Source organism: Streptomyces sp. NBC_01235, from assembly GCF_035989285.1.
GTDB lineage: Bacteria > Actinomycetota > Actinomycetes > Streptomycetales > Streptomycetaceae > Streptomyces.
The window spans coordinates 4,090,089-4,115,820 of record NZ_CP108513.1; the positions used below are offsets into that span (position 1 = coordinate 4,090,089).

General features: G+C 70.7%; 18 protein-coding genes. All 18 read right to left on the reverse strand.

Annotated features, from left to right (window positions below; all coding sequences use genetic code 11):
• Positions 1-47: 47 nt before the first annotated feature.
• Entirely contained in the window at positions 48-1,331 is a 1,284-nt protein-coding gene (locus tag OG289_RS17995; RefSeq protein WP_327315040.1) for a nucleotide sugar dehydrogenase, read from the reverse strand.
• A 9-nt stretch (positions 1,332-1,340) separates the two neighbouring features.
• Complete coding sequence (locus OG289_RS18000; protein ID WP_327315041.1) at positions 1,341-3,047, reverse strand: glycosyltransferase family 2 protein; 1,707 nt, start codon at positions 3,045-3,047, stop codon at positions 1,341-1,343.
• A 110-nt stretch (positions 3,048-3,157) separates the two neighbouring features.
• Complete coding sequence (locus tag OG289_RS18005) at positions 3,158-4,183, reverse strand: Gfo/Idh/MocA family protein (protein ID WP_442818916.1); 1,026 nt, start codon at positions 4,181-4,183, stop codon at positions 3,158-3,160.
• The gene (locus OG289_RS18010) at positions 4,180-5,295 is read right to left on the reverse strand and encodes a DegT/DnrJ/EryC1/StrS family aminotransferase (protein WP_327315042.1); all 1,116 of its coding nucleotides are present in this window, start codon (positions 5,293-5,295) and stop codon (positions 4,180-4,182) included. The genes OG289_RS18005 and OG289_RS18010 overlap by 4 nt, the downstream gene beginning before the upstream one ends.
• 458 nt (positions 5,296-5,753) lie before the next feature.
• Entirely contained in the window at positions 5,754-9,929 is a 4,176-nt protein-coding gene (locus OG289_RS18015) for an Rne/Rng family ribonuclease (RefSeq protein WP_327315043.1), read from the reverse strand.
• A 277-nt stretch (positions 9,930-10,206) separates the two neighbouring features.
• Positions 10,207-10,971, reverse strand: a complete 765-nt coding sequence (locus OG289_RS18020) for a TIGR03936 family radical SAM-associated protein (protein WP_327315044.1) — start codon at positions 10,969-10,971, stop codon at positions 10,207-10,209.
• Positions 10,972-11,019: 48 nt separating this feature from the next.
• Entirely contained in the window at positions 11,020-12,228 is a 1,209-nt protein-coding gene (locus OG289_RS18025; protein ID WP_327315045.1) for a hypothetical protein, read from the reverse strand.
• A 69-nt stretch (positions 12,229-12,297) separates the two neighbouring features.
• Positions 12,298-12,564: a hypothetical protein gene (locus OG289_RS18030; protein WP_327315046.1), complete on the reverse strand. Its 267-nt coding sequence runs from the start codon at positions 12,562-12,564 to the stop codon at positions 12,298-12,300.
• A gap of 200 nt (positions 12,565-12,764) precedes the next feature.
• The gene (locus tag OG289_RS18035) at positions 12,765-14,717 is read right to left on the reverse strand and encodes a TIGR03960 family B12-binding radical SAM protein (protein ID WP_327315047.1); all 1,953 of its coding nucleotides are present in this window, start codon (positions 14,715-14,717) and stop codon (positions 12,765-12,767) included.
• A 242-nt stretch (positions 14,718-14,959) separates the two neighbouring features.
• On the reverse strand, positions 14,960-16,492 hold the full coding sequence (locus tag OG289_RS18040; RefSeq protein ID WP_327315048.1) for a CYTH and CHAD domain-containing protein: 1,533 nt from the start codon (positions 16,490-16,492) through the stop codon (positions 14,960-14,962).
• 139 nt (positions 16,493-16,631) lie between these two features.
• A complete protein-coding gene (gene rodA, locus OG289_RS18045) occupies positions 16,632-17,831 on the reverse strand; it encodes a rod shape-determining protein RodA (protein WP_327315049.1) in 1,200 nt (399 codons plus the stop codon).
• A complete protein-coding gene (mrdA, locus tag OG289_RS18050; RefSeq protein ID WP_327315050.1) occupies positions 17,828-20,077 on the reverse strand; it encodes a penicillin-binding protein 2 in 2,250 nt (749 codons plus the stop codon). The genes rodA and mrdA overlap by 4 nt, the downstream gene beginning before the upstream one ends.
• A 152-nt stretch (positions 20,078-20,229) precedes the next feature.
• Positions 20,230-20,901 carry a rod shape-determining protein MreD gene (gene mreD, locus OG289_RS18055; protein WP_327315051.1) on the reverse strand — a complete coding sequence of 224 codons (672 nt, stop codon included), beginning with the start codon at positions 20,899-20,901 and terminating at the stop codon, positions 20,230-20,232.
• 15 nt (positions 20,902-20,916) lie between these two features.
• On the reverse strand, positions 20,917-21,855 hold the full coding sequence (mreC, locus tag OG289_RS18060; protein WP_327315052.1) for a rod shape-determining protein MreC: 939 nt from the start codon (positions 21,853-21,855) through the stop codon (positions 20,917-20,919).
• A 195-nt stretch (positions 21,856-22,050) separates the two neighbouring features.
• Positions 22,051-23,070 carry a rod shape-determining protein gene (locus OG289_RS18065; protein ID WP_319671828.1) on the reverse strand — a complete coding sequence of 340 codons (1,020 nt, stop codon included), beginning with the start codon at positions 23,068-23,070 and terminating at the stop codon, positions 22,051-22,053.
• A gap of 232 nt (positions 23,071-23,302) precedes the next feature.
• Positions 23,303-23,716 carry a nucleoside-diphosphate kinase gene (ndk, locus tag OG289_RS18070; protein ID WP_079662271.1) on the reverse strand — a complete coding sequence of 138 codons (414 nt, stop codon included), beginning with the start codon at positions 23,714-23,716 and terminating at the stop codon, positions 23,303-23,305.
• Between the two features lie 79 nt (positions 23,717-23,795).
• Positions 23,796-24,161, reverse strand: coding sequence for a DUF4233 domain-containing protein (locus OG289_RS18075; RefSeq protein ID WP_327315053.1), 366 nt, complete (start codon positions 24,159-24,161; stop codon positions 23,796-23,798).
• Positions 24,162-24,171: 10 nt separating this feature from the next.
• Complete coding sequence (folC, locus tag OG289_RS18080; protein WP_327315054.1) at positions 24,172-25,656, reverse strand: bifunctional tetrahydrofolate synthase/dihydrofolate synthase; 1,485 nt, start codon at positions 25,654-25,656, stop codon at positions 24,172-24,174.
• Positions 25,657-25,732 lie beyond the last annotated feature (76 nt).

Sequence of the window (25,732 nt, forward strand, 5' to 3'; positions counted from 1 at the left end):
CCCGGGGTACGGGGGCGGGGCCACGGGGTTGTTCGCGTAAGCGCGCCTCAGCCGCCGATGACGACGCGGCGGACGCCCTTCCAGGCCTCCGGGTCCGTCGTACGGCGACCGTCGACCAGGACGGTGACGTCCGGCAGGTCGGCCGGGGTCAGGGTGCGGTATTCGGCGTGGTCGGCCTGGAGGATCGCGGCGGTGACCTTCTCGCCCGCGTGCGGCGTCAGACCGTGCGCGGCGAGCTCCTCGTCGGTGTACATCGGGTCCGAGACGAACGGGACCGCGCCGCGCGCCTTGAGGGCCTCGACGGTCGGGAAGACGCCCGAGAAGGCCGTCTCCTTCACGCCACCGCGGTAGGCGGCGCCCAGCACGAGCACGCCCACGCCGGTCAGGTCGCCGTACGCGGCGGCCAGCAGGTCGACGGCGTACTCGGGCATGGCGGCGTTCGCCTCACGGGCGGAGCGCACAACGGTCGCGGCCGGGTCGTTCCACAGGTACATCCGCGGGTAGATCGGGATGCAGTGGCCGCCGACGGCGATGCCCGGCTGGTGGATGTGGCTGTAGGGCTGCGAGTTGCAGGCCTCGATGACCTTCTTGACGTCGATGCCGTTGCTGTCGGCGAAGCGCGCGAACTGGTTCGCCAGGCCGATGTTGACGTCCCGGTAGGTCGTCTCGGCGAGCTTGGCGAGCTCGGAGGCCTCGGCGGTGCCCAGGTCCCACACGCCGTTGGCCTGAGGCAGGTCGGCGCGCTCGTCGAAGTCGAGGACCTGCTCGTAGAACTCCACGCCACGCGCGGCCGACGCCTCGTCGATGCCGCCGACCAGCTTGGGGTAGCGGCGCAGGTCGGCGAAGACCCGGCCGGTCAGAACGCGCTCCGGGGAGAACACCAGGTGGAAGCCCTCGCCCGCGGTCAGGCCCGAGCCCTCGGCCAGCATCGGCGCCCAGCGGGTGCGGGTGGTGCCGACCGGCAGGGTCGTCTCGTACGAGACCAGCGTGCCGGGCTTGAGGCCCTGGGCGATCGCCTTCGTCGCGGAGTCCATCCAGCCGAAGTCCGGGGTGCCCTCGGCGTCCACGAACAGCGGGACGACCACGACGACGGCCTCGGACTCGGCGACCGCGGACGCGGTGTCCGTGGTCGCGCTCAGCAGCCCGGCGTCGACGGCCTGCTTCAGCTTGACGTCGAGGTCGTGCTCACCGGGGAACGGCTCGACGCCGGCGTTGACCAGCTCGACGACCTTCTCGTTGACGTCCGCGCCGATGACCCGGTGGCCCTTGGAGGCGAACTGCACGGCCAGCGGGAGGCCAATCTTGCCGAGTGCTACTACACAGATGTTCATGGAGGGTCGCTACTTCCTTTTGGAACCGGTCGGCTTCTTGAAACCGGCGGACTTCAACTTCCTGACACCGACCGCCCGCACGCGGACGGCCAGGGACTTCAGCTTCCGGACGGGAGCTGCCAGCGCCCGGAGGATCAGTGCCCTCTTCGGCGGATACATCTGGGCCGTGTCGATCACGACACGCCCCTTGTCGTTCACGATGGCCGACGCCCGGTAGGGGTCCCCCTCCCGGCCCCACTGGCGGGCCAGCGGCATGGGCAGGTCCCTGCCCCGCACGGGAACCTCGTACGTGGAACCGGCCACGTCCAGGTATACCCGCACGCCCCGCTTCGCGGTGACGTACTCCAACGGAACCCGCGCGTGCAGCACCGTGGCGGCACCGTCCGCACCGGGCTCCGACCGTATCTCGCCCACCGGCGCCGACAGGACGTGGCCCGCCTTCAGCCGGCGAGCGCCGGGCTTGTCCGCCGACTTGGGCATGGCCTTCCCGGCGAGCCGCAGCACCGCGCTGTCGACATCGCCGAGGACCGGCACCCGCACGGACACCGTGTAGGTGAGCGCCTCGCCCTCCTGCTCCCAGGCCGAGGTCAGCAGCCGGGTGCCCTGCGCTAGCGGGGCGGCCACCGACTCGCCGAACACCTCGTAGACCCGGTCGGCCAGGCCGATGCGCGGGTCACGGAAGCCGGGGTAACGGGCGTGGGCGCGCCCGCCCTCGACGACGAACGGGGGCGCCCCGTGTTCCAGCTCCGAGCTGATCGCCTCGGCGAGCTCGTCGATCGCGCCGGCCTGCGCCAGCGCGATGCGCACCCGGCGCTTGACGTCCATCGCGTCGCGGATGCCGTCGGTGAAGTAGACGTCGGCGAGCCGCGCGACGCCCGCGCAGATCTGCCGCTGCAACTCCCGCTCCAGGCCCGGGAAGTCGTCCTGGACGAGCTTGGCGAGCTCCCAGGTGAAGTGCCGGCGCAGCACGTGGTCGCGCTCCGGGCCCGCCTCGATGAGACCCGCCGTGAAGTCCATGATCTCGGCCGCGGCCCGCAGCCGCGCCAGGTGGTCGGCGCGGTAGGTGATGTTGCTGGCGTCGCCCCGCTTGACCGCGTAGTAGCAGGTGTAGTCGGCCACCACCGAGATCTTCTTCGCGCGCACGCACGCCTCGATGGTGAACGGCTGGTCACTGCCCACCGGCAGGTGCTCGGGGAAGCGCAGCTTGTACTTCTCGACCAGGTCCCGGCGGAACAGCTTGGTGTTGGCCAGCGTGAAGGGCAGCGCGGAGTCGTACAGGCTGACGTCCGGGTCGTTCTCCTTGTACAACGCCTGGTGCACGTACCGGCCGTTGGTGCCGACCATCTTGCCGACCACCACGTCCGAGCCGTGCTTGTCGGCGCACTTCACCATGCGCTCCAGCGCTTCCTCGCCGAGGTAGTCGTCGGAGCCGATGAAGTACACGTACCGGCCGGTGGCCACCTCCAGCGCCCGGTTGCTGGGCGCGGCCGGGCCGCCGGAGTTGGGCTGGTGGATCACCTTGACGGTGTCCGGGTACAACGCCGCGAAGCGGTCCAGTTCGAGGCCGCTGTCGTCGGTGGAGCCGTCGTCGACGGCGACGATCTCCAGCCGCTCACGGCCGATGCTCTGCCCGACGAGCGAGTTCAGGCACTCCGTCAGGTACGGCATCGTGTTGTAGACGGCAACGATGACGCTGACGTCAGGCGCAGCACTCATTCTCCGGCTCCTGGTCTCCGACAGCCGACGGCCGGCTGGGTCCTGCGGGGAAAGTCTCACAGAACATAGGAGTCCTGCCGAGCACGCACCGTTCCCCCGATGTGTGACGCTCAGCTGCCATGTGCGGCCAGGTCCTCCGGCTGAAGGGACACGCTGTGGCCGGTGGTCGCCGACTCGAGCACCGCGGCCGCCACCTCGACGGTACGCATGCCCTGGCGCAGCGTGCAGATGTCGGCGGCCTTGCCGAGCACCGCGTCCCGGAAGAGCTCGTGCTCGACCTGGAGCGGCTCGCGCTTCGGGATGGCGTACCGGATCATGTCGCCCTCGGAGACACCGCGGAAGGCCTGCAGGGCCTCCCACTCGGTGGTCACCGCGGCGTTGGAGTGGAACGTGAGGTCGGCGGTGAGGGTGTCGGCGATGAAGCAGCCGCGCTCACCGGTGACCGAGGTGAACCGCTCCTTGAGCGGGCTCAGCCAGTTCACCAGGTGGTTGACCATCGTGCCGTCGTCGAGACGGCCCACCGCGGAGACCATGTCCTCGTGCTCGCGGCCGCTCTTGGAGACGGTGTGCGCGGCGATGGACACGTACTGGCGGCCGGTGACCCAGCCGGTGAGGTCGATGTCGTGCGTGGCGAGGTCCTTGACCACGCCGACGTCCGCGATGCGGTGCGGGAACGGGCCCTGGCGGCGGGTGACGACCTGGTAGACGTCACCGAGCTCGCCGGCCTCCAGACGCGCGCGCAGCGACATCAGCGCCGGGTTGCAGCGCTCGATGTGACCGACACCGGCCACCAGAGAGCGCGACTCGAACGCCTCGACGAGACGACGGGCGCCGTCCACGGTCTCCGCGACCGGCTTCTCGATCAGCGCGCAGACGCCGGCCGCGGCGAGCGCCAGGCCGACCTCCTCGTGCAGGTGCGTGGGACAGGCCACGACGGCGTAGTCCACACCGAGGGCGATGAGCTCCTCGACGGTGTTCAGGACCGGCGCGCCCTGGGCGGCGCCGAACTTGTCGCCCATCGGGTCGACGACGGCGACGAGCTCGACGCCGTCAAGACCCGACAGGACACGGGCGTGGTGACGCCCCATGGAGCCGAGGCCGACGAGACCGGCTCGCAGCGACTTCCCGGTGCTCACAGCTGCTCCCCCAGAGCATTGACGGCGGTGACGATGCGCTCCAGGTCCTGGGCCGACAGGGCCGGGTGCACGGGCAGCGACACGACCTCGGCGGCCGCGCGGTCCGTCTCGGGCAGGTCCCAGTTGCGACCCGCCTTCTGGTCCGGCTCCCAGTACGGCTTCAGCCGGTGGATGGGCGTCGGGTAGTACACGGCGTTGCCGATGCCGGCCTCGGTCAGCTTGGCCATCGCGGCGTCCCGGTCACCCTGGATGCGGACCGTGTACTGGTGGTAGATGTGCCGGGCGCCCTCGGCGACCTTCGGCGTGACCACGTTCGGCGCGGTGATGTGCTCCGTGAGGTACGCGGCGTGGGCGATGCGCTGCTCGGTCCAGCCGTCCAGCTTGCGGCGCTGCACGCGGCCGATGGCGGCGGACACGTCCGTCATGCGCACGTTGGCGCCGACGATCTCGTTGGCGTAGCGCGTCTCCATGCCCTGGTTGCGCAGCAGGCGCAGGGTGCGGGCGGTCGCCGCGTCCCCGGTGGAGATCATGCCGCCCTCGAGGCTGTGCATGTTCTTCGTCGGGTAGAAGCTGAACGTGCCGACGGCGCCGAAGGCGCCGACCGGAGTGCCGTTCAGGGCGGCCGCGTGGGCCTGGCAGGCGTCCTCGACGACGGCGAGTCCGTGCTGCTCGGCGATCGCCATGATCTTGTCCATGGCGGCCGGGTGGCCGTACAGGTGCACCGGCATGATCGCGGCGGTCCGCGGCGACAGGGCCGCCTCGACCGCGGCCGGGTCCAGGCAGTACGTCTGCGGGTCGATGTCGGCGAAGACCACGTCGGCGCCGACCAGCCGCACCGCGTTCGCGGACGCGGCGAAGGAGAACGACGGCACGATGACCTCGTCGCCCGGGCCGAGGCCGAGGGCGAGGAGCGACAGGTGCAGCGCGGACGTACCGGAGTTGACCGCGACGCAGTGGCGTCCGTCGACCAGCTCCGAGAACTCCTCCTCGAAGGCGGCCACCTCGGGGCCCTGGACGACCATGCCACTGCGCAGCACGCGCACCGCGGCGTCGATCTCCTCCTCGCCGATCACGGGTTTGGCGGCCGGAATGAACACATGGGCGTCGGTCATCGACATCCCCTCCTCTACGGCGACCTCGAAGGCGCACCACGTCATGCATGGTCGGGAAGGGACCGTGTCGATGCTCAGCACGGCCGCATCCCTGGTTGTCCGCCGGTGCCTGTGGGCGGGCGGACGGCTTGTACACAGGACCCCGCCCCGTGAGGGTTCCTTGCGGGAAGTCAGCCGTGTCCGGCTGGAAGACCGGATGTGCTCATCGGCTGTGGTCACGGTGTGCATGTCTTTGGCCACCGGGACCAGAGTGCACGTTACCAGCCCGGAGACGGCGATTTTCCCCAGGGTTACCACAGCGAAACCCACCGCGCGGGTGCCCTCAATCACAAGCGAGACACAGAGTAACTCCCCTATGAACGCAATGCGACGCGGGTACGTGGGGGCGTGTGCGGCACCGGCGCGGGCGCCCGGATACACCGGGTGCCCGCGCCGCCGCCGTCGGCCCGAGCCGGGCGTCAGTCCTCCGTCGAGGCGGAGACGGACGGGGCACTCTGCTGCGCCGCCGCCGTCTTCTTCGACACCGACTTCGCCGCCTTCTTGGCCGTCGTCTTCTTGGCGACGGTCTTCTTCGCGGCCGTCTTCTTGGCCACCGCCGTCTTCTTGGTGGCGGCCTTCTTCGCCGTGGCCTTCTTCGCCGTCTTGCGGGCGGCCGTCTTCTTCGCCGGAGCGGCCTCCGCCTCCTCGGCGGGCGCCTCGGTCTCCTCGGCGGCGACCTCCGCCGCGGCCGACGGGACGACCACGACGGCCGTCTCCTCGGACGCGGTCGGCGCGGTGGCCTTGCGCACGGCACGGCGCCGCGGGCGGGCCGGGGCCGCGCTCTCGACGACGGGCTCGTCGGCCTTCGCGGCCTCGGCCTGTTCCACCGGAGTGACCTCGGCGGCAGGAGCCTGCGCGACCGGAACCTCCGCGACCGCCGGCTCGGCGACCGTCACCACGGCGGCCTCGGCCCCCGCGGGCGAACCGGCCGGCGCGGACACCTTGCGGGTGGCGCGACGGCGCGTACGGCCCTTGGGCGCGGCCTCGTCGACGACCGGGGCCTCGACGGCCGGAGCCTCGACGACCGGGTCCTCGACGGCGACCGGCTCGGCGTGCGCGGCGACCGCCTCGGCCGGCTGCACCGGACGCCCGGCCTCCGCCTCGACGGTGACGTCCTGCGCGGTGGGCGCCTCCACGGCCGTCTCGGTGACCGGCTCGACGGGCTCCTCCGTCGCGAACGCCTCGGAGCCACCCGCCCTCCGCGACGCACCGCCGCGCGGCGCACCCGCCGGAGCGGACGCCCTGCGGCTCGCCCGGCGTCGGCCCCGGCCACGCGTGGCAGCGGCCTCCGCCTCGGCGATGCTGCTGTACAGCTCCTCGTCGGGTGCGAACTCCGGCGCGGCGAGCGCGACCGGCTGGGCCACCTCGGCGGCGATCTCGGCCTCGCTCTCCGCCTCCTGCTCGACGCTCACAAGGGGCTCGGCGAGCTCGGTGGCCACGGCCTCGTGCTCGTGCTCGTGGGCGTCGCCGCCACGGCCGCGCTTCTTGCGCTTGCCACCGCCACCGGCGGCGGTCGGCTGCTCCATGTGGACGATGACGCCGCGTCCGTTGCAGTGCACACAGGTCTCGGAGAACGACTCCAGCAGCCCCTGCCCGACCCGCTTGCGGGTCATCTGCACGAGCCCCAGCGAGGTCACCTCGGCGACCTGGTGCTTCGTGCGGTCGCGGCCCAGGCACTCCAGCAGACGGCGCAGCACCAGGTCCCGGTTGGACTCCAGCACCATGTCGATGAAGTCGATGACGATGATGCCGCCGAGGTCGCGCAGCCGCAGCTGGCGCACGATCTCCTCGGCCGCCTCCAGGTTGTTCCTGGTGACCGTCTCCTCGAGGTTGCCGCCCTGACCGGTGAACTTGCCGGTGTTGACGTCGACCACGACCATCGCCTCGGTCCGGTCGATCACCAGCGAGCCGCCGCTGGGCAGCCAGACCTTGCGGTCCAGCGCCTTGGCGAGCTGCTCGTCGATCCGGTACGTGGCGAAGACGTCGACCTCGGACGTCCACTTCGACAGCCGGTCGGCCAGGTCGGGCGCGACGTGCGAGACGTACCCGTGGATCGTCGACCAGCCCTCGTCGCCGCTGACGATGACCTTGGAGAAGTCCTCGTTGAAGATGTCGCGCACGACCCGGACGGTCATGTCCGGCTCGCCGTACAGCAGCGTCGGCGCGTTGCCGCCGTTCTTGGCCTTCTTCTGGATGTCCTCCCACTGCCCCTGCAGCCGCTCGACGTCACGGCGCAGCTCGTCCTCGCTCGCACCCTCGGCGGCGGTGCGCACGATGACGCCCGCGTCCTCGGGGACGATCTTCTTGAGGATCGTCTTCAGCCGGGCCCGCTCGGTGTCGGGCAGCTTGCGGCTGATGCCGGTCATCGAGCCCTCGGGCACGTACACGAGGTAGCGGCCCGGGAGGGAGACCTGGCTGGTCAGACGGGCGCCCTTGTGGCCGATCGGGTCCTTCGTCACCTGGACGAGGACCGACTGGCCCGACTTGAGGGCGGCCTCGATCCGGCGCGGGCCGTTGGCCATGCCCAGCGCCTCGAAGTTGACCTCACCGGCGTAGAGCACCGCGTTGCGGCCCTTGCCGATGTCGATGAAGGCGGCCTCCATCGACGGCAGCACGTTCTGGACCTTGCCCAGGTAGACGTTGCCGACGTACGAGGTGGCCTGCTCCTTGTTGACGTAGTGCTCGACGAGCACGCCGTCCTCCAGGACGCCGATCTGGGTGCGCTCGCCGCTCTGGCGGACGACCATCACCCGCTCGACGGCCTCGCGCCGGGCCAGGAACTCGGCCTCGGTGATGATCGGGACACGACGACGCCCCTGCTCACGGCCTTCCCGGCGGCGCTGCTTCTTGGCCTCCAGACGCGTGGAGCCCTTGATGGACTGCACCTCGTCGGACGGCTCGGAGGGCTTGCGCGGCTCGCGGACCTTGACGACCGTGCGCTCGGGGTCTCCGTCGCCCGGCTCGACCTCGCCGGAGGAGTCCCCGGCACGGCGACGACGACGGCGGCGACGGCGACTTCCGGCGGTGGAGCCACCGGCCCCGTCCTCCGTGTCCTCGGCGTCCTCGTCCTCCTGCTCGGCGGTGTCCTCGGCGTCCTGCGCGGCCTGCTCGGCGACGAGCTCGTCGGCCTCGGCGTCCCCGGGCTCCCCCTCGCCGTCGGCGGCATCGCCACGACGACGGCGACGGCCACCACGGCGACGACGGCGGCGCGACCCGGTCTCCTCGGTCTCGTCGTCACCCTCGACGACGTCCTCGGCGGCCTCGTCGGCCTCCTCCGGCTCGCTCTCCGCCTCGTCCTCCACGACGGGTACGACGGTCTCGGCGGCCTGCGCGACGGGCGCGGCGGTCCGGCCGGGCTCGGCCTCCTCGCCGAAGGCACCGCCCCGGCGGCGACGGCGACGACGCGACCCGGTCGGCTCCTCCGGAAGCTCCTGCGCCTCCTCGGGCTCCTCGGCCTCCGTCGCCCCGGCCTCGGCGGCGGCCGCTTCGGCGGCGGCCCGCTGCGGCGTCTGGAACTGCGGCTCGGCGAACACGGGCGCCTGGAACACCGCGACCGCGGGCCGCGCCGGGCGACGCGGCGCGTCGTCCTCGCCATTGCCCTTCACCGGCTCGGGCGCGGAGAAACCGCCGGCGGCCCGACGGACCACGCGCCGACGCCCACGCCGCGGACCGGCGTCCTCGTCGGCCTGAGCGGCAGGGGCCTCGGGGGCCTTCGTCTCTTCGACAGCGGCGGCGGGAGCGGCGACGACCGGCTCGGCGGTCGCCTCTGCCACTGCGGTCACTTCGGTCGCCTCGGCCTCGGCGGGCGCGGCGACCCGGCGCGTGGCGCGACGGCGGGTACGCGGCGCGGCCTCGGCGGGCGCCTCGGCGGTCACGGCAGGAGCCTCGGCCTCGACTGCGGGCGTCTCGGCCTCCGGCGCACCGGCGGGCGCGGTCGCCCGGCGGGTGGCCCGGCGCCGCGTACGGGGAGCGGCCTCGGCGGGCGCCTCGTCGGCCGCCTGGGCGACGGGCTCGGACGTGGGCTCGGACTCTGCGGCGGACTGTTCCACGACGGCGGCCTCCTGGGCGGCGGTCTCGACGACCTCGGCCGGAGCGGCTCCGGCGGGCGCGGACACGCGACGCGTGGCCCGGCGGCGGGTACGGCGAGGAGCGGCGTCCTCGACGAGGGTTTCCTCGGCGGCGGCTTCCTCGGCGACCGCTTCGGCGGCGGCCACGGGCACGACCGTCTCGGCGGACTCGGCGGCGGCCGGAGCACCGGCGGGCGCGGAAGCGCGGCGGGTGGCCCGGCGCCGCGTACGGGGCGCGGCCTCGGCGACTACTTCTTCGGCCTCTTGGACCTCTGCGACCGCGACAGCCTCTGCGGCTTCCTCGGTCTTGATGTCGCCGGCCTGGAGGTCCTCCTCCGCCAGCTCCTCGACGGACTCCACGGCCGGTATGGCCGGCGTGGTGATCTCGGCCGAGGTGTCGGCGGCGGCGACCGGCGGACCCGCCGGTCGGGAAGCGGCACGGCGCCGACGACGCGGCGGCAGGGTGTCGCTGGGGCTGTTCGATTCGGAGTCCGTCACGGACTCTGCGGATTCGGTTGGCTCGAGCATGCGGGCGTTTCTCCCGTCAGGCTCCCGGGCGCCGCGCCTGGTCCGGCGTCGATCACGGGGGATCGATCACCGTTGACGTCCGCGGCTCGCGCGATGCGCGGTGCCGCCGTCCGGGGCGCGGGCGCCGCACGGGAGCTCTCTGTGTCCTGTCTCGCCGGTTCCGTACGCCGAATGCGTACGGCCTGGCGAAAGTCTTCTGGTCGGTGCGCTGCCCGACCCAGGTGGCTCCCGAGTACGAGGGCGGCGCTACGACGTCCGTCCCTTCGCGGAACCTTCCCTACGCGGGCGCCTTCGCGGCGGCAGCGGGGTCGGCCGTTGTGGGGGCCTGAGCTGCCTCGCGGTCGGGCGCGAGCGGGTCGGTCACCGTGCCGGTCTCTTCATCGAACAGCCCCTGCGCCAGCCTGGTCACCGCTGCGGGGACCGGCGGCGCCAGGTCGGCCACGGCGCGGAGACCGGACAGGACGTCGTCGGGTCGTACGGCAGGCGTCACGTGCCGAACAACCAGCCGCAGTATCGCACAGGGCTGGTCGGTCGGCCTATCAGCAGGTTCACTGTGCGTTTCAAGTTGTACCACCGCGGCCCTGGCGTCGAAGGTGCGGACGCCGTTCTTGGTCATGCGCTGGACCTCGACGGCGTCGGCCTTGTTGAAGGCGTCCACCGCGTGATCGGCGTCGGCCGGATCCACCCCGGCCAGCCGCAACTCCCAGACGGAGGCCGTCAGCCGGTCGGCGAGCCCCGAGGTCCGGGCCTCGACCGCGTCGACGACATCGAGCCCGGCGGGCAGCGACTCGTCGAGGAGAACTCTCAGCTTCTCCGGGTCACGCGCCGCGCTCAGCGCGATCTCCAGGTACTCCGCCTCACTGCCCGTGCCGGTGGGTGCGGCATTGGCGTAGGACACCTTCGGGTGCGGCGTGAACCCCGCCGAGTACGCCATCGGCACCTCGGCACGGCGCAACGCGCGCTCGAAGGCGCGCTGGAAGTCACGGTGGCTGGTGAACCGGAGGCGGCCGCGCTTGGTGTAGCGCAGTCGGATGCGCTGCACCGCGGGTGCGGGCGGCGGGCCTTCGGGCTGTCGCTTGCCCAGTGTCGTTCAGTCCTTCGTGAGAGCGGTCGTACTCCTACCAAGAGTACGTGTCTCGGCCGCCGATGGTTCCCGCCGGACGACCGCCTCCGGCTTCTTCGGCTCCCCGAAGAGCATCCGGCGCACGTCCGCGCGCGCCTGCCGTGCCGTCTCCCGGGCGGCGGCCAGCGTCTGCCAGGTGGCGCGGCCCACGCTGCGCGCGGCCCGGGCGGCGGGACGCAGCACCGCGTCACGGACGACGTGCCCGACCGGCGTGAGGACGGTCCGGTACACCCAGCGCACCGGCTCGACGAAGATCCACCGGAAAAGGGTCCCGAGGAACCGGCCGACGGCGAGCGAGATCCGCCCGGCGATCCGCCAGGCGTGCCCGAGGGCGTCCCCCACCTCCCGCGCGACGACCGCGAGGAAACGCCCGACGGGTGCGAGCACCCAGCGCCACAGGGCCAGGGCGGGCAGCACGACGAGGACCCGGGTGGTCCAGTACAGGACGAGTCCGGTCCCCCTGGCCAACATCCCCAGGCCCAGCCACACCCCTCGCCCGCACCAGGCGATCGCCCGACCGACCGGCGCCAGGATCCACTCGTAGACGCAGCGGGCCGGGACGACGACGAGGTACCGCACCAGCCATGCCACGGCGGTGTACGCGCCGAAGCCGACGGCCGCGAGGACGGCCCCGATCCCCTTCAGCAGCCAGAGCACCACTTGTCCGACGGGCGTCAGCACGCGCGCGTACACCCACGCCAGCCCGACCCCGGTCCCGCGCGCCAGCCACGCGATGCCATGCCCCACCGGCGTCAGCACGCGCGCGTACACCCACGCCAGCCCGACCCCTGTCCCGCGCGCCAGCCACGCGATGCCATGCCCGACCGGCGTGAGCACGCACCCGTAGAACCACACCACCGGCACGACGAGCAGCACGTGCCCGAGCCAACCGAGTGCCCTGCCCGCCGGGACGACGACGTACCGCCACAGCCCGATCAACGGCCAGACGAACAGCGCCTTCCCCAGCCACAACAGGGCCCGCCCCAGCGGCCGGAGCACCGTGTCCCTGAGGAACCGTCCGACGACGACGAGCGCGTCCCAGGCCATCCGCACGGGCACGACCAGCACGAGCACGACGATCCGTACGGGCAGCCGGATCGCGACGACGAGACACCCCTCGGGCGTCTGGGCGGGCGGCTGCGCGGGTGATGCGGCGGGCGGCTTCTGCAGGTCCATGTCGGCTTAGACGCCACAGGCGCTCCGGTGGATGCACTGACCAGGCCGAACGCGGCGATCAGGGCTTCTTCACCGCTTCCGGGTCTTGGCCGCCTTGCCGGCCCCGGACGCCTTCGGACGGCGTACCGGGGCGGCCGGACGGGGGACGGCCTTGACGTGCGGGACGGAGAACTCCCGGTTGGTCTCGGCCTGTTGACGGACGGCATCGGGCACGTCCGGCATCGCCGGCAGCGCGTCGCAGGCCCGGACGGCGACCGTGTGGTCGCCCACCCAGTAGGCGCAGATGGTGAACTCGAGGAGCAGACCCCACTGGTACACCCAGGACTTGGTGAACACACCACCTGCACCGCCAACGTCACGCCCACCCGGCCACCCTGGACTGCGGCATCATGCCGCCCCACCCCTGGGTCCTGGTGAACAGACAACCGGCCGCCGGCCAGACCGACGGCGGCACGGTGGTCCCGTGGCACCCTGACGCACGAAAGGGGTGTCCGGGAGCCGGCCGACCAGCCTCCCGGACACCCCTCGCGCACGCCTCAGTGACTGTGCGCCACACTCCCAGCGGGCTGCTTCACCGTCAACGGCAGCAGCTTCTTGCCCGTCGGGCCGATTTGAATCGTCGTGTCCATGGCGGGACACACCCCGCAGTCGAAGCACGGCGTCCAGCGGCAGTCCTCGACCTCCGTCTCGTCGAGGGCGTCCTGCCAGTCCTCCCAGAGCCAGTCCTTGTCGAGGCCCGAGTCCAGGTGGTCCCAGGGCAGGACCTCCTCGTAGGTCTTCTCGCGCGTCGTGTACCAGTCGACGTCCACGCCGAAGGCGGGCAGCGTCTTGTCCGCGCAGGCCATCCAGCGGTCGTAGGAGAAGTGCTCGCGCCAGCCGTCGAAGCGGCCGCCGTCCTCGTAGACGGCCCGGATGACCGCGCCGATCCGGCGGTCGCCGCGCGAGAGGAGGCCCTCGACGATGCCCGGCTTGCCGTCGTGGTAGCGGAAGCCGATCGAGCGGCCGTACTTCTTGTCGCCGCGGATCTTGTCCCGGAGCTTCGTGAGGCGCGCGTCCGTCTCCTCGGCGGAGAGCTGCGGGGCCCACTGGAACGGGGTGTGCGGCTTCGGCACGAACCCGCCGATCGAGACCGTGCAGCGGATGTCGTTCTGGCCGGAGACCTTGCGGCCCTCGGCGATCACGTTCATCGCCATGTCGGCGATCTGCAGGACGTCCTCGTCGGTCTCCGTCGGCAGACCGCACATGAAGTACAGCTTCACCTGGCGCCAGCCGTTGCCGTACGCCGTGGAGACCGTCCGGATCAGGTCCTCTTCCGAGACCATCTTGTTGATGACCTTGCGCATGCGCTCCGAGCCGCCCTCGGGCGCGAAGGTCAGGCCGGAGCGGCGGCCGTTGCGGGTCAGCTCGTTCGCCAGGTCCACGTTGAAGGCGTCCACGCGGGTCGACGGGAGGGACAGACCGATCTTGTCCTCCTCGTACCGGTCCGCGAGACCCTTCGCGACCTCGCCGATCTCGCTGTGGTCGGCGCTCGACAGCGAGAGCAGCCCGACCTCCTCGAAGCCGGTCGCCCTCAGGCCCTTCTCCACCATCTCGCCGATGCCCGTGATGGAGCGCTCGCGCACCGGGCGCGTGATCATGCCGGCCTGGCAGAACCGGCAGCCGCGCGTGCAGCCGCGGAAGATCTCCACCGACATGCGCTCGTGGACCGTCTCGGCGAGCGGGACCAGCGGCTGCTTGGGGTACGGCCACTCGTCCAGGTCCATGACCGTGTGCTTGCTGACCCGCCACGGCACGCCCGACTTGTTCGGCACGACCCGCGCGATACGGCCGTCCGGCAGGTACTCGACGTCGTAGAACGCCGGGATGTACACCGCGCCCGTCTTCGCGAGGCGGAAGAGGACCTCCTCGCGGCCGCCCGGCCGGCCCTCCGCCTTCCACTCGCGGATGATCCTCGTCATGTCGAGCACGGCCTGCTCGCCGTCGCCGATGACCGCCGCGTCGATGAAGTCGGCGATCGGCTCGGGGTTGAAGGCCGCGTGGCCGCCCGCGAGGACGATCGGGTCGTCGATCGTGCGGTCCTTGGACTCCAGCGGGATGCCGGCCAGGTCCAGGGCGGTCAGCATGTTCGTGTAGCCCAGTTCCGTCGAGAACGACAGGCCGAACACGTCGAAGGCCTTCACCGGGCGGTGGCCGTCCACGGTGAACTGCGGGACGGCGTGCTCCCGCATCAGCGCCTCCAGGTCCGGCCACACGCTGTACGTGCGCTCGGCGAGGACGCCCTCCTGCTCGTTGAGGACCTCGTAGAGGATCATGACGCCCTGGTTGGGCAGACCGACCTCGTACGCGTCCGGGTACATGAGCGCCCAGCGGACGTCGCAGGACTCCCAGGGCTTGACCGTGGAGTTGAGCTCGCCGCCCACGTACTGGATCGGCTTCTGCACATGCGGGAGCAAGGCTTCGAGCTGCGGGAAGACCGACTCGACAGACATCGCGGGGTTACCTTCGTGAGCTGACAGGGGTGACCATCTAGCCTAACCCGCCCGGAGGACTCCCCCGCCCGGAAAAAATCCGCCGCGGACCGCCTTGAAACTCGGTCCGCACACCCGGTCGTCGAACCCCGGTCCGCACACCCGGTCGTCGAACCCCGGTCCGCACACCCGGTCGTCAAACCCGGTCGTCGAACCCCGGTCCGCAAACCCCTCCTCGAACCCCGGTCCTCGAACCTCCGTCCTCAGACGTCCGTCGCCTCTCGGGTCGTCTTCCACTCCGCCGGCAGCTCCGCCTCCACGGTTGCCGCGCGCTGCTCCTCGTGCCCGTACAACACGCCGTACGTGAAGGCGCTCTCCCCGGCCGCGTGCGCCACGGCGGACAGCTCGCGCAGCGTGACGCGGGCCATGAAGCTGTCCTGGTGCTCGCCGAGCAGGGTCTGCAGCGACTTCATGGACTTGGTCAGGTCCTTGGCCGGACCGCCGAGCGCCGGGGTGGCGGTCTCGGCCGCGTACCGGGTCCGTTTGGCCTTCTTGCGGGCCTCGTGCAGGCCGAGGTCGCGGTCGGTGCCGGGCGGCTGTTCCATGGCGCCCTCGATCAGCGCGGACACCTTCGCGAAGTCCTTGCGGACGGCCTTGGCGAGCACCTTGGCCGGCTTGCCGGCGGCCGCCTTCAGCAGCGGGGGGTCGGCGACCAGGGCGTCCAGGGTGTCGAGCAGGTTCAGGTAGCGCTTGGAGTCCAGGACGCCGAGCAGCCGGCGGCGCGAGCCACGGTGCTGGGCCTTCGCCCAGGTCTGGAGCCGTTCGCGGATGGGGCCCGAGACCAGGGTGTGGGGCAGGTCGTCGAGACCGGCCGTCAGGCGCTCGCTGAGCACCTCCTGGTCGCGGCCCACACCAAGCTCACCGGCGAGCCACTTCAGCTCGTCGGCGATCGGGTCGGTGACAGTCCGGTCGAGGACCTTGCCGAAGGAGCGGAAGGTGCTGCGCAGTCGGCGGGTGGCGACGCGCATGTCGTGCACGGACTCCTCGGCCTCCTGCCGGACGGCCGGATCGAGCTCGACGATCGCGTCCCGCTGGACACGGGCGTACGCCAGCACATGATCGCCCGCGGTCACGGCCTCGTCGGCGGAAGGTTTCCCCTCCTCCGCCTTCCCCTGCCCCTTCGCCCTCCCCTTCTTCTTCGACGACGTCTCCGCCAGCGCCCGCGCCAGCTTCGACGCCGACTTCGACGGCCGTACGCCCGCCTTGCGCAACCGCTTCTCCACCTTGTCGAGGAGGGCCGGGTCGCCGCCGTCGGCGAGCTCCACCTCGATCTCGGTCCACTGGGCGGTGCCCTGACCGCCGAACAGCCTGTCCGCCCGTACGGCGTCCACGCTGGCCTCGGCGAGCAGCCGGCCCTCGGCGTCGACGAGGTCGCGGATGTCCCGACTGGAGCGCAGTCGCACCACAGGCACCAGCTGTCCCTCGCGAACCCGGGCGCGGACCAGCCCGGCGAGCTCCTCGGGCACGGTGTCGGAGAGCGGGGCACGGATCTCGTCCCGGACGCCTGGGCCGACCGGCAGTTTCAGGTGCCAGCCGGCGTCGGAACCTCCGGTACGACGGCGCAACGTGATCGAGGCCGCGGCCAGGCGCAGGTCGGAGGTGTCGTAGTAGGTCGCGTCCAACTCCGCGACGCCTCTGTCCAGGACGGACACGACCCCGGCGACGCCGGTCAGGTCGGGCAGCCCACTGTCGTCGGATTCGTACTTGCGCTCGATCTCGCGTTTCGTCTCCGCCATGAATTGAATCTAGTCGCAGTCGGGGCCGAACGGCAGTGCGTACCGAGCCCGAATCACGGCTGAACTCAGGGAAACCAGAAGGTGACTGGCGCCTTACACCCCCTGGATCCCCCTGCACCACCTGGATGTCCCAGGCGTCCTACGCCGACATGGGTCGCTGCACCCGGATGGACTGCAACAGCCCCACCGCCACCCACACCGAGAACATCGACGAACCTCCGTACGAGACGAACGGCAGCGGCAGCCCCGTCACCGGCATGATCCCCAGAGTCATCCCGATGTTCTCGAAGGACTGGAAGGCGAACCAGGCCACGATGCCGGCGGCGACGATCGTGCCGTACAGCTCGGTCGTCTCGCGGGCGATACGGCAGGCGCGCCACAGGAGCACCCCGAGCAGCACGATGATCAGGCCCGCGCCCATGAAGCCCAGTTCCTCGCCCGCGACGGTGAAGACGAAGTCCGTCTGCTGTTCCGGGACGAACTGGCCCGTGGTCTGCGAGCCGTGGAACAGCCCGGCCCCCGTGAGGCCGCCGGAGCCGATGGCGATGCGTGCCTGATTGGTGTTGTAGCCGACGCCGGCGGGGTCGAGGCTGGGGTTGGCGAAGGCTGCGAAGCGGGCGATCTGGTACTCGTCCAGGATGTGCAGCTGCCAGACGGCGATCGTGCCGACCGCGCCCGCGCCGAGAAGTCCGAAGACCCAGCGGTTGGAGGCGCCGGAGGCCAGCAGCAGGCCCAGCACGATCATCACCATCACCATGACCGACCCGAGGTCGGGCATCAGCATGACGATCAGCATGGGGACGGCCGCGAGGCCGAGTGCCTGGACCACCGTGCGGTGGTCGGGGTAGAGCTTGTCGCCCGCGTCGACCCGGGCCGCCAGCAGCATCGCCATGCCCAGGATGATCGTGATCTTCACGAACTCCGAGGGCTGGAGCGAGAAGCCGCCGCCGAGCACGATCCAGGAGTGCGCGCCGTTGACCGTCGAGCCCAGCGGGGTCAGCACCGCCAGGATCCCCATGAGCGAGAGCCCGTACAGGACCGGTACCGCGTTGCGCAGGGTGCGGTGGCCCAGCCAGACCGTGGCGATCATCAGGGCGAGCCCGATGCCGGTGTTCATGAGGTGGCGGATGAGGAAGTAGTACGGGTCGCCCTGGTTGATCTCGGTGCGGTTGCGGGTCGCCGAGAAGACCAGGAGCGAGCCGATCAGCGACAGGGAGATCGCCGACAGCAGTATCGGCCAGTCCAGACGCCGGGCCAGCGAGTCACGGGCGAAGACCCGCGTCCAGCCGGCCCGCCCGGGCCCGTATCCGGAGACGGAGAAGCTGTTCACGCCGGTCATGTGCACATCCTCCGGCTTCCCCGCTTCCGCCGTCGCCTGCGGGTGTCGCGGTTGGTGCTCGTGTTCTGTTGCACGGTGGCCCCGGGCTGCGACTCGTCCGGCTCGGGCGTGCCCTCCTGGCTGACGCGCTGCTCCTTCGCCGGGTCCTTGGAGACCTTCGGGGCCTTGATCGTGCCGTCCGCCTGCACCTTCGGCAGGCTGGTCTGCGGGGTGGGCAGCAGGGCGTTCTTCTTGTCGACCTTGCCGTCGTCGGAGACGCCGTACATCGCGTTGTAGATGTGCCGCACGGCCTCACCGGAGGCGCCCGAGCCGGTACCGGCCTGGGCGATCGTCATGACGACCGTGTAGTCCTTGCTGTACGTGGCGAGCCAGGACGTCGTCTGCTTGCCGTAGACCTCCGCGGTTCCGGTCTTGGCGTGCAGCGGGATCTCCTCCTGCGGCCAGCCGCCGAACTTCCAGGCGGCGGTACCTCGGGTGACCACGCCCTCCAGTGCGGCGTCCATGCCCTTGATCGTCGCCTTGGTGATCGGCAGCTTGCCCTGGACCTTGGGCTTGATCTCCTGGACGGTCCTGCCGTCGGCGCTGACGATCGCCTTGCCGATGGTCGGGGTGTACATCGTGCCGCCGTTGGCGAGCGCCCCGTAGATCACGGCCTCCTGGATCGGCGTGACGAGAGTGTCACCCTGGCCGATGGAGTAGTTGATCGAGTCGCCCTCGCGCATCTTGTTGCCCTCGAGGCAGTTCTCGTACGCGATCTTCTCGACGTAACTGCCGTCCTTCTTACCGGACTTGCACCAGGAGTCCTTGTTGGCCTTCCAGTAGGACTCCTTCCACTGACGGTCCGGGACCCGGCCGGTGACCTCGTTGGGCAGGTCGATGCCGGTCTCCTTGCCGAGGCCGAACTGGTGGGCGGCCTTGTAGAAGAAGTCCTTGGGCTCACCCTTCTTCGGGTTGATGCCTCCGTCCTTCTTCCATTCCCGGTCGGCGAGTCCGTAGAAGACGGTGTCGCAGGAGACCTCGAGGGCCCGGCCGAGCGAGATGGGGCCGAAGTTCTCCCCCTCGAAGTTCTTGAAGACCTGGCCGCCCACCGAGTACGAGCTGGTGCACGGGTAGCCGCCGTCCCACTCGTAGCCCGCCTCGACCGCGGCGGCCGTGGAGACCACCTTGAACGTCGAACCGGGCGCGGACTGACCCTGTATGGCCCGGTTCAGCAGCGGGTAGTCGGAGTTCTTCCCGGTGAGCTTCTTGTAGTCCTTGGCGGAGATCCCGCCGACCCAGACGTTGGGGTCGTAGGTCGGGGCGGATGCCATGGCGACGACCCGGCCGGTCTTGGCCTCCATCACCACGACCGCTCCGGAGTCGGCCTTGTAGTTCTCGCCGGTGATCTTGTCGAACTGGGTGCGGGCGATCTTCATCGCGTTGTTCAGCTCGTACTCGGCGACCCGCTGCACGCGGGCGTCGATGCTGGTGACGAGGTTGGAGCCGGGCTCCGCCGCGTCCGCCTCGGCCTGGCCGATGACGCGCCCGAGGTTGTCGACCTCGTAGCGGGTGACGCCGGCCTTGCCGCGCAGCTCCTTGTCGTACTGGCGCTCCAGCCCGGAGCGGCCGACCTGGTCGGAGCGCAGGAAGGGCGAGTCGGTGTCCTGGGCCTTGGTGATCTCCTCGTCCGTGACCGGGGAGAGGTAGCCGAGGACCTGGGCGGTGTTGGCGTTGCCGGGAGCGGCGTAACGGCGCACGGCCTCGGGCTCGGCGGTGATGCCGGGGAAGTCCTCGGCGCGCTCGCGGATCTGCAGGGCCTGCTTGGCGGTGGCCTCGTCGGTGATGGGGATCGGCTGGTAGGGCGAGCCGTTCCAGCAGGGCTGCGGGGTCTGCGCGTCGCACAGCCGCACCTTCAGCATGACCTCCTCGGTCTTCATGCCGAGGACGCCCGCGAGCTTGGTCAGGACCGCCTTGCCGTCGTCCGGCTGCTTCAACAGGTCCGTGCGGGAGGCGGATACCACCAGCCGCGTCTCGTTGTCGGCGAGCGGCACGCCCCGCGCGTCCAGGATCGAGCCGCGCACGGCGGGTTCGACGACCTGTTGGACGTGGTTGCCGGAGGCCTCCTTGGCGTACGCCGCGCCCTCCCGGATCTGCAGGTACCACAGGCGGCCGCCGAGGGTGCCGAGCAGGGAGAGGACGAGAATCTGGATCACGACGAGCCGGATCTGGACCCGTGGTGTCCGACCGGTCTCGGGAATATTGGTCACTGCGGCTGTCTCCCCCTCTCAGTGCGCGGACGTGTGTGCGGCTGTGCGTGCGTACGCATGATGAACGACCGGCCTGTGAGGCCTCGTTCCGCTCGAACTTCCCCGTTCGGGTGATTCATCCACTGGCGCGCTCCGTGCGCGGGCGACGGCGTTCACAGCCGCTTGACCCCCTTGATGCGACCCGCCCGGGTCGCCCGCGACTTGGCCGCCTTCAGCTTCAGGCCGCCCCGCTGCCCGCCGATCCTCAGCCCCGTCCCGGAGGAGAGCCAGCCGGAGGAGATGTTGGCGCTCTTGGCGGCGGAGTTGGTCTCCGCGAGGGGGTCGTTCTCGGCGCGCCGCGCCAGGAACATGATCGCCGGGACCACGAACGGGGCGAGCAGCAGGTCGTACAGGGCGGCCGTGAACAGCAGCCCGGTGAGGCCGACATGGCGGGCGGCGGTGTCGCCGACGAGGGCGCCGACCCCCGCGTACAGCAGGGTGGAGCCGATCGCGGCGCCGACGACCACGACCATCGGACCGGTGGCCGACTTGATCTGCCCGTTCTCGGGCTTGATGAGCCCGGCGAGGTAGCCGATCACGCACAGCACGAGGGCATAGCGCCCGGCGGCGTGGTCGGCGGGCGGGGCGAGGTCGGCCAGCAGACCGGCGCCGAAGCCGATGAGGGCGCCGCCGACATGGCCGTAGACCATGGCGAGGCCCAGGACGGTGAGCAGGAGGAGGTCGGGGACGGCGCCGGGGAGGTGGAGGCGGGCGAGGACGCTCACCTGGACCACCAGGGCGACGACGACCAGCGGGACGGAGAGCAGGATCCGGTTGACGCGCATGGGGGTTGTCAGCTCCTACTGCTGCTGGCCGTCTTCGGGTGCGTTCGCGTTCGGAGTGACCGTGACGGTCACCGTCGGCGTGGGGACCGGTTTGGGCTTCGAGGGGAGCACGGTGTCGCGCGGGTCCTTCTTCGGGGCCTGGACGACGACGCCGACGATGTCGAGCTTGGTGAAGCTGACGTACGGCGTGACGTAGAGGGTGCGGGTGAGGTCGCCGCCGGAGGGGTCGACGCGGGAGACGACGCCGACGGGGACGCCGGGCACAAAAGGCTTGTCGGCCTGCGAACCGAAGGTGACCAGCCGGTCGCCCTTCTTCACGTCGGCCTTGCCGTTGAGGAGTTCGACGCGCAGCGGCCGGTCGCCCTGCCCGGAGGTGAAGCCGAGCTCGTCGGACGCCTCCATCCGGGTGCCGACGGTGAAGTCGGGGTCGGAGGCGAGGAGCACGGTCGAGGTGTCGGGTCCGACGGTGGTGACCCGTCCGACGAGCCCGTCCCCGTTCAGGACCGTCATGTCGCGCTTGACGCCGTCGTTCGCGCCGACGTCGATGGTGATGGTCCAGGAGAAGCCCTGGGCCGCTCCTATCGCGATGACCTCCGCGCCCTTGATGCCGTACTGGCCCGCGCCGGCGATCTTCAGCATCTTGTCGAGCTGCGCGAGGCGGCTGCGGTTGCGGTCGTCGCTGCCGAGTTTCGCCTTGAGGGCCGCGTTCTCCTTCTCCAGCTCGGAGAGCCGGTCATGGCGTGCGCCGGAGTCACGGACGGCGGAGACGGCGTTGCCGACGGGATCCACCGCCGACGACACACCGTCCTCGATCGGACCGAAGGCCGCGGCCGCGGCCTGCCGGGCGCCGTCGACCGGGGAGTCCTCACCGCCGCGGATGTCCACCGTGATCAGCGCGAACGCGATGGCGATCAGCAGCACCAGGAGCAGCCGGCTCTCTCGTGTGTCCCTCACGTGCGGCGGCCGTGCCCTTCCTCGAGAGAAAAAACCAGGATCAGAATCAGGAAGCAGGTTCAGGAAGCAGGTTCAGGAATTCGGGTAGCCCCGGGCCAGGATGACCAAGGGCGCTTTGTGGGAGCTTATGCCTCGATATCAACGATCCGCCGCACGAGAGGAGATCGTCCCGTACGGCGGAATCGAAGCGTTACGTCATCTGCGGGGCGCGGCGTCCAGCACCTGCTGGAGCGCCTCGAACTCCTCGACGCACTTGCCGGAACCGAGCGCCACGCTGTCCAGCGGGTCCTCGGCGATGTGGATGGGCATGCCGGTCTCCCGGCGCAGCCGCTCGTCCAGACCGCGCAACAGGGCTCCGCCGCCGGTCAGAACGATTCCGCGGTCCATGATGTCGCCGGACAACTCCGGGGGACACTTGTCGAGAGTGGTCTTCACGGCGTCGACGATCGCGTTGACCGGTTCCTCGATGGCCTTGCGCACCTCGGCGGCCGAGACGACGACGGTCTTGGGCAGACCGGAGACGAGGTCCCGGCCGCGGATTTCGGTGTGCTGGTCGTCGTCGAGGTCGTACGCCGAACCGATCGTGATCTTGATCTGTTCGGCGGTCCGCTCACCGAGGAGGAGGCTGTACTCCTTCTTGATGTGCTGGATGATCGCGTTGTCCAGTTCGTCGCCCGCGACACGGATGGACTGGGCGGTGACGATGCCTCCGAGCGAGATGACCGCGACCTCCGTGGTGCCGCCGCCGATGTCCACCACCATGTTGCCCGTGGCCTCGTGGACCGGCAGGCCCGAGCCGATGGCCGCGGCCATGGGCTCCTCGATGATGTGCACCTGACGGGCGCCGGCCTGGGTCGACGCCTCGATGACGGCGCGGCGCTCGACGCCCGTGATGCCCGAAGGCACACAGACGACGACCCGCGGACGAGCCAGATACCGCCGCTTGTGGATCTTCAGGATGAAGTAGCGGAGCATCCGCTCGGTGATCTCGAAGTCGGCGATCACGCCGTCCTTCAGCGGACGCACGGCAACGATGTTGCCGGGTGTGCGCCCGATCATCTTCTTCGCTTCGGCGCCGACCGCGAGGATGCCACCGGTGTTGGTGTTGATCGCGACGACGGACGGCTCGTTGAGTACGATCCCGCGACCCCTGACGTACACCAGCGTGTTGGCGGTCCCGAGGTCGACAGCCATGTCACGGCCGATGAACGACATTGAGTTCCCCATCAGGATTCGACTGGCCTTCCATGAGCTTTGAGGGCTTTTCAGGTCGGCGTGGTGGGTGCTGTGACGTGAAGGCTTCCATCGTAAACGCGCCTGCACGGACACTGCGGAGCGGTCTCCGCCATTGTTTGCAGATGCTGTGTGGGTTCGCTTCTGGAGACGGGCGTTCGGGGGCTCACGTTCCCTCGATCGCCCGTTTCAGCCGCGTCGGCCGCGGTCGGTCTCAGACACGACCGGGGAAGAAGATCTTCACCTCGCGCTCGGCGGACTCCTCGGAGTCGGAGGCGTGGATCAGGTTCTCGCGGACGATGACGCCGTAGTCGCCGCGAATGGAGCCGGGGGCGGCGGCGATCGGGTCGGTCGGACCGGCGAGCGCGCGCACACCCTCGATGACCCGCTCGCCCTCGACGATCAGCGCGACGACCGGACCGGAGGCCATGAACTCGACCAGCGGCTCGTAGAAGGGCTTGCCCTTGTGCTCGCCGTAGTGCTGCTCCAGCGTGTCCTGGTCCAGGGTCCGCAGCTCCAGCGCGGTGATCTGCCAGCCGGCCTTGCGCTCGATACGGCTGATGATCTCGCCGGTCAGGCCACGACGGACGGCGTCGGGCTTGAGCAGGACGAGGGTGCGCTGGCTCACGGGGTGACTCCTTCTACTGCCGGTATCTACTGCCGGTGTGTGCGGTGGGATGAGGTTACAGGGCGTGTCCGGAAACCTGTTACGCAGCGTCAGCAGTATCCGGAGAGGCGGCTGCGGCCTGCGCGGCGAAGCGGGCCTTCGCCTCGTCGACCTTCCTGCCGAAGTGCACCGACGCCCACCACAGGGCCCCGAAGAGCACCCCCATGAAGAACATGATCGGGACGAAGAAGCCGGACGCGACGAGGGCGATCTGCAGCGCCCAGCCGAGAGCGACGCCCCCGGGCCGGGTGACCATGCCGCACAACAGCACGCTGAGGAGCATGGCGATGCCGCAGACCGTCCACACCGTGGACGGGGACAGGTCGGCGTCCTTCATGGCGACCAGACCGGCGAAGCCGATGACGAAGAACTCGCCGATCAGGGTCGAGGAGCAGAGCGTACGCATGGCGGGGACCTCAGCCCTTCCCGAGAAGCAGTCGGGCCTCGCCGACGGTGATGACGGAACCGGTGACCAGCACGCCGCCGCCGGCGAACTCGCCGTCCTCCTCGGCGAGAGTGATCGCCGCCTCCAGGGCGTCGGGCAGCCGCGGCTCGACCTGGACGCGGTCGTCGCCGAACACCTCGACGGCGATCGCCGCCAACTCGTCGGCGTCCATCGCACGGTGGCTGGAGTTCTGGGTGACGACGATCTCCGCGAAGATCGGCTCGAAGGCCTCCAGGAGCCCCCGCACGTTCTTGTCGCCGCTGGCCCCGACCACTCCGATCAGCCGGCTGAAGTCGAAGGCCTCGCCGACGGCCTCGGCGGTGGCGCGGGCCCCGGCCGGGTTGTGCGCGGCGTCGAGGACGACGGTCGGGGAGCGCCGTACGACCTCGAGGCGGCCCGGGGAGGAGACGGCCGCGAAGGCCTTGCGGACCGTGTCGATGTCGAGCGGCTCGGGCCGCTGGGAGCCGACACCGAAGAACGCCTCGACGGCGGCGAGCGCGACGGCCGCGTTGTGCGCCTGGTAGGGACCGTGCAGGGGCAGGTACACCTCGGGGTACTCGCCGCCCAGCCCGCGCAGGGTGATCAGCTGCCCGCCGACGGCGACATGCCGGGCGACGACCCCGAACTCCAGCCCTTCCCGGGCCACGGTCGCGTCGACCTCGACGGCCTTCTTCAGCAGCACCTGGGCCGCGTCGACGGGCTGCTGGGCCAGGATGACCGTCGCGTCCTGCTTGATGATCCCGCCCTTCTCGGCGGCGATCGCGGCGGGCGTCTCCCCGAGCCGGTCGGTGTGGTCGAGGTCGATGGGCGTGACGACGGCGACGTCACCGTCGATGACGTTCGTCGCGTCCCACGAGCCGCCCATCCCCACTTCCACGACGGCGACGTCGGCGGGCGCGTCCGCGAAGGCGGCGTACGCCATGCCGGTGAGCACCTCGAAGAAGGACAGCCGGTACTCCTGCTGGGCGTCGACCATCTCGACGTACGGCTTGATGTCCTGGTACGTCTCGATGAACCGCTCGGCGGAGATCGGCGCGCCGTCCAGGCTGATCCGCTCGGTGATCGACTGGACGTGGGGGCTCGTGTACCGGCCGGTGCGCAGCTCGAAGGCGCCGAGAAGCGCCTCGATCATGCGGGCGGTGGACGTCTTGCCGTTCGTCCCGGTGATGTGGATCGAGGGGTACGAGCGCTGCGGGTCCCCCAGCACGTCCATCAGCGCGGCGATGCGGCCGACGGAGGGCTCCAGCTTGGTCTCGCCCCAGCGGGTGGCCAGCTCCGCCTCGACCTCGCGCAGGGCCTTGTCGACCTCGGGGTCCTCGGGACGCGCGGGCACGTCTGCGCCGGGGGCTCCGCCCTGGGTACGCAGGGTGCGGCTGCCGGCCTCGATGACCGCGAGGTCCGGGTCGCGGTCGGTCTCGGCGGCGACGATCTCGTCGAACGGGTCGCTTTCAGTCACAGGGCCAGTCTACGGACGGCTGCTGACAGACGTAGGCGAAGGCCCCCGGAACCGTACTGGTCGCGAGGGCCTTCGT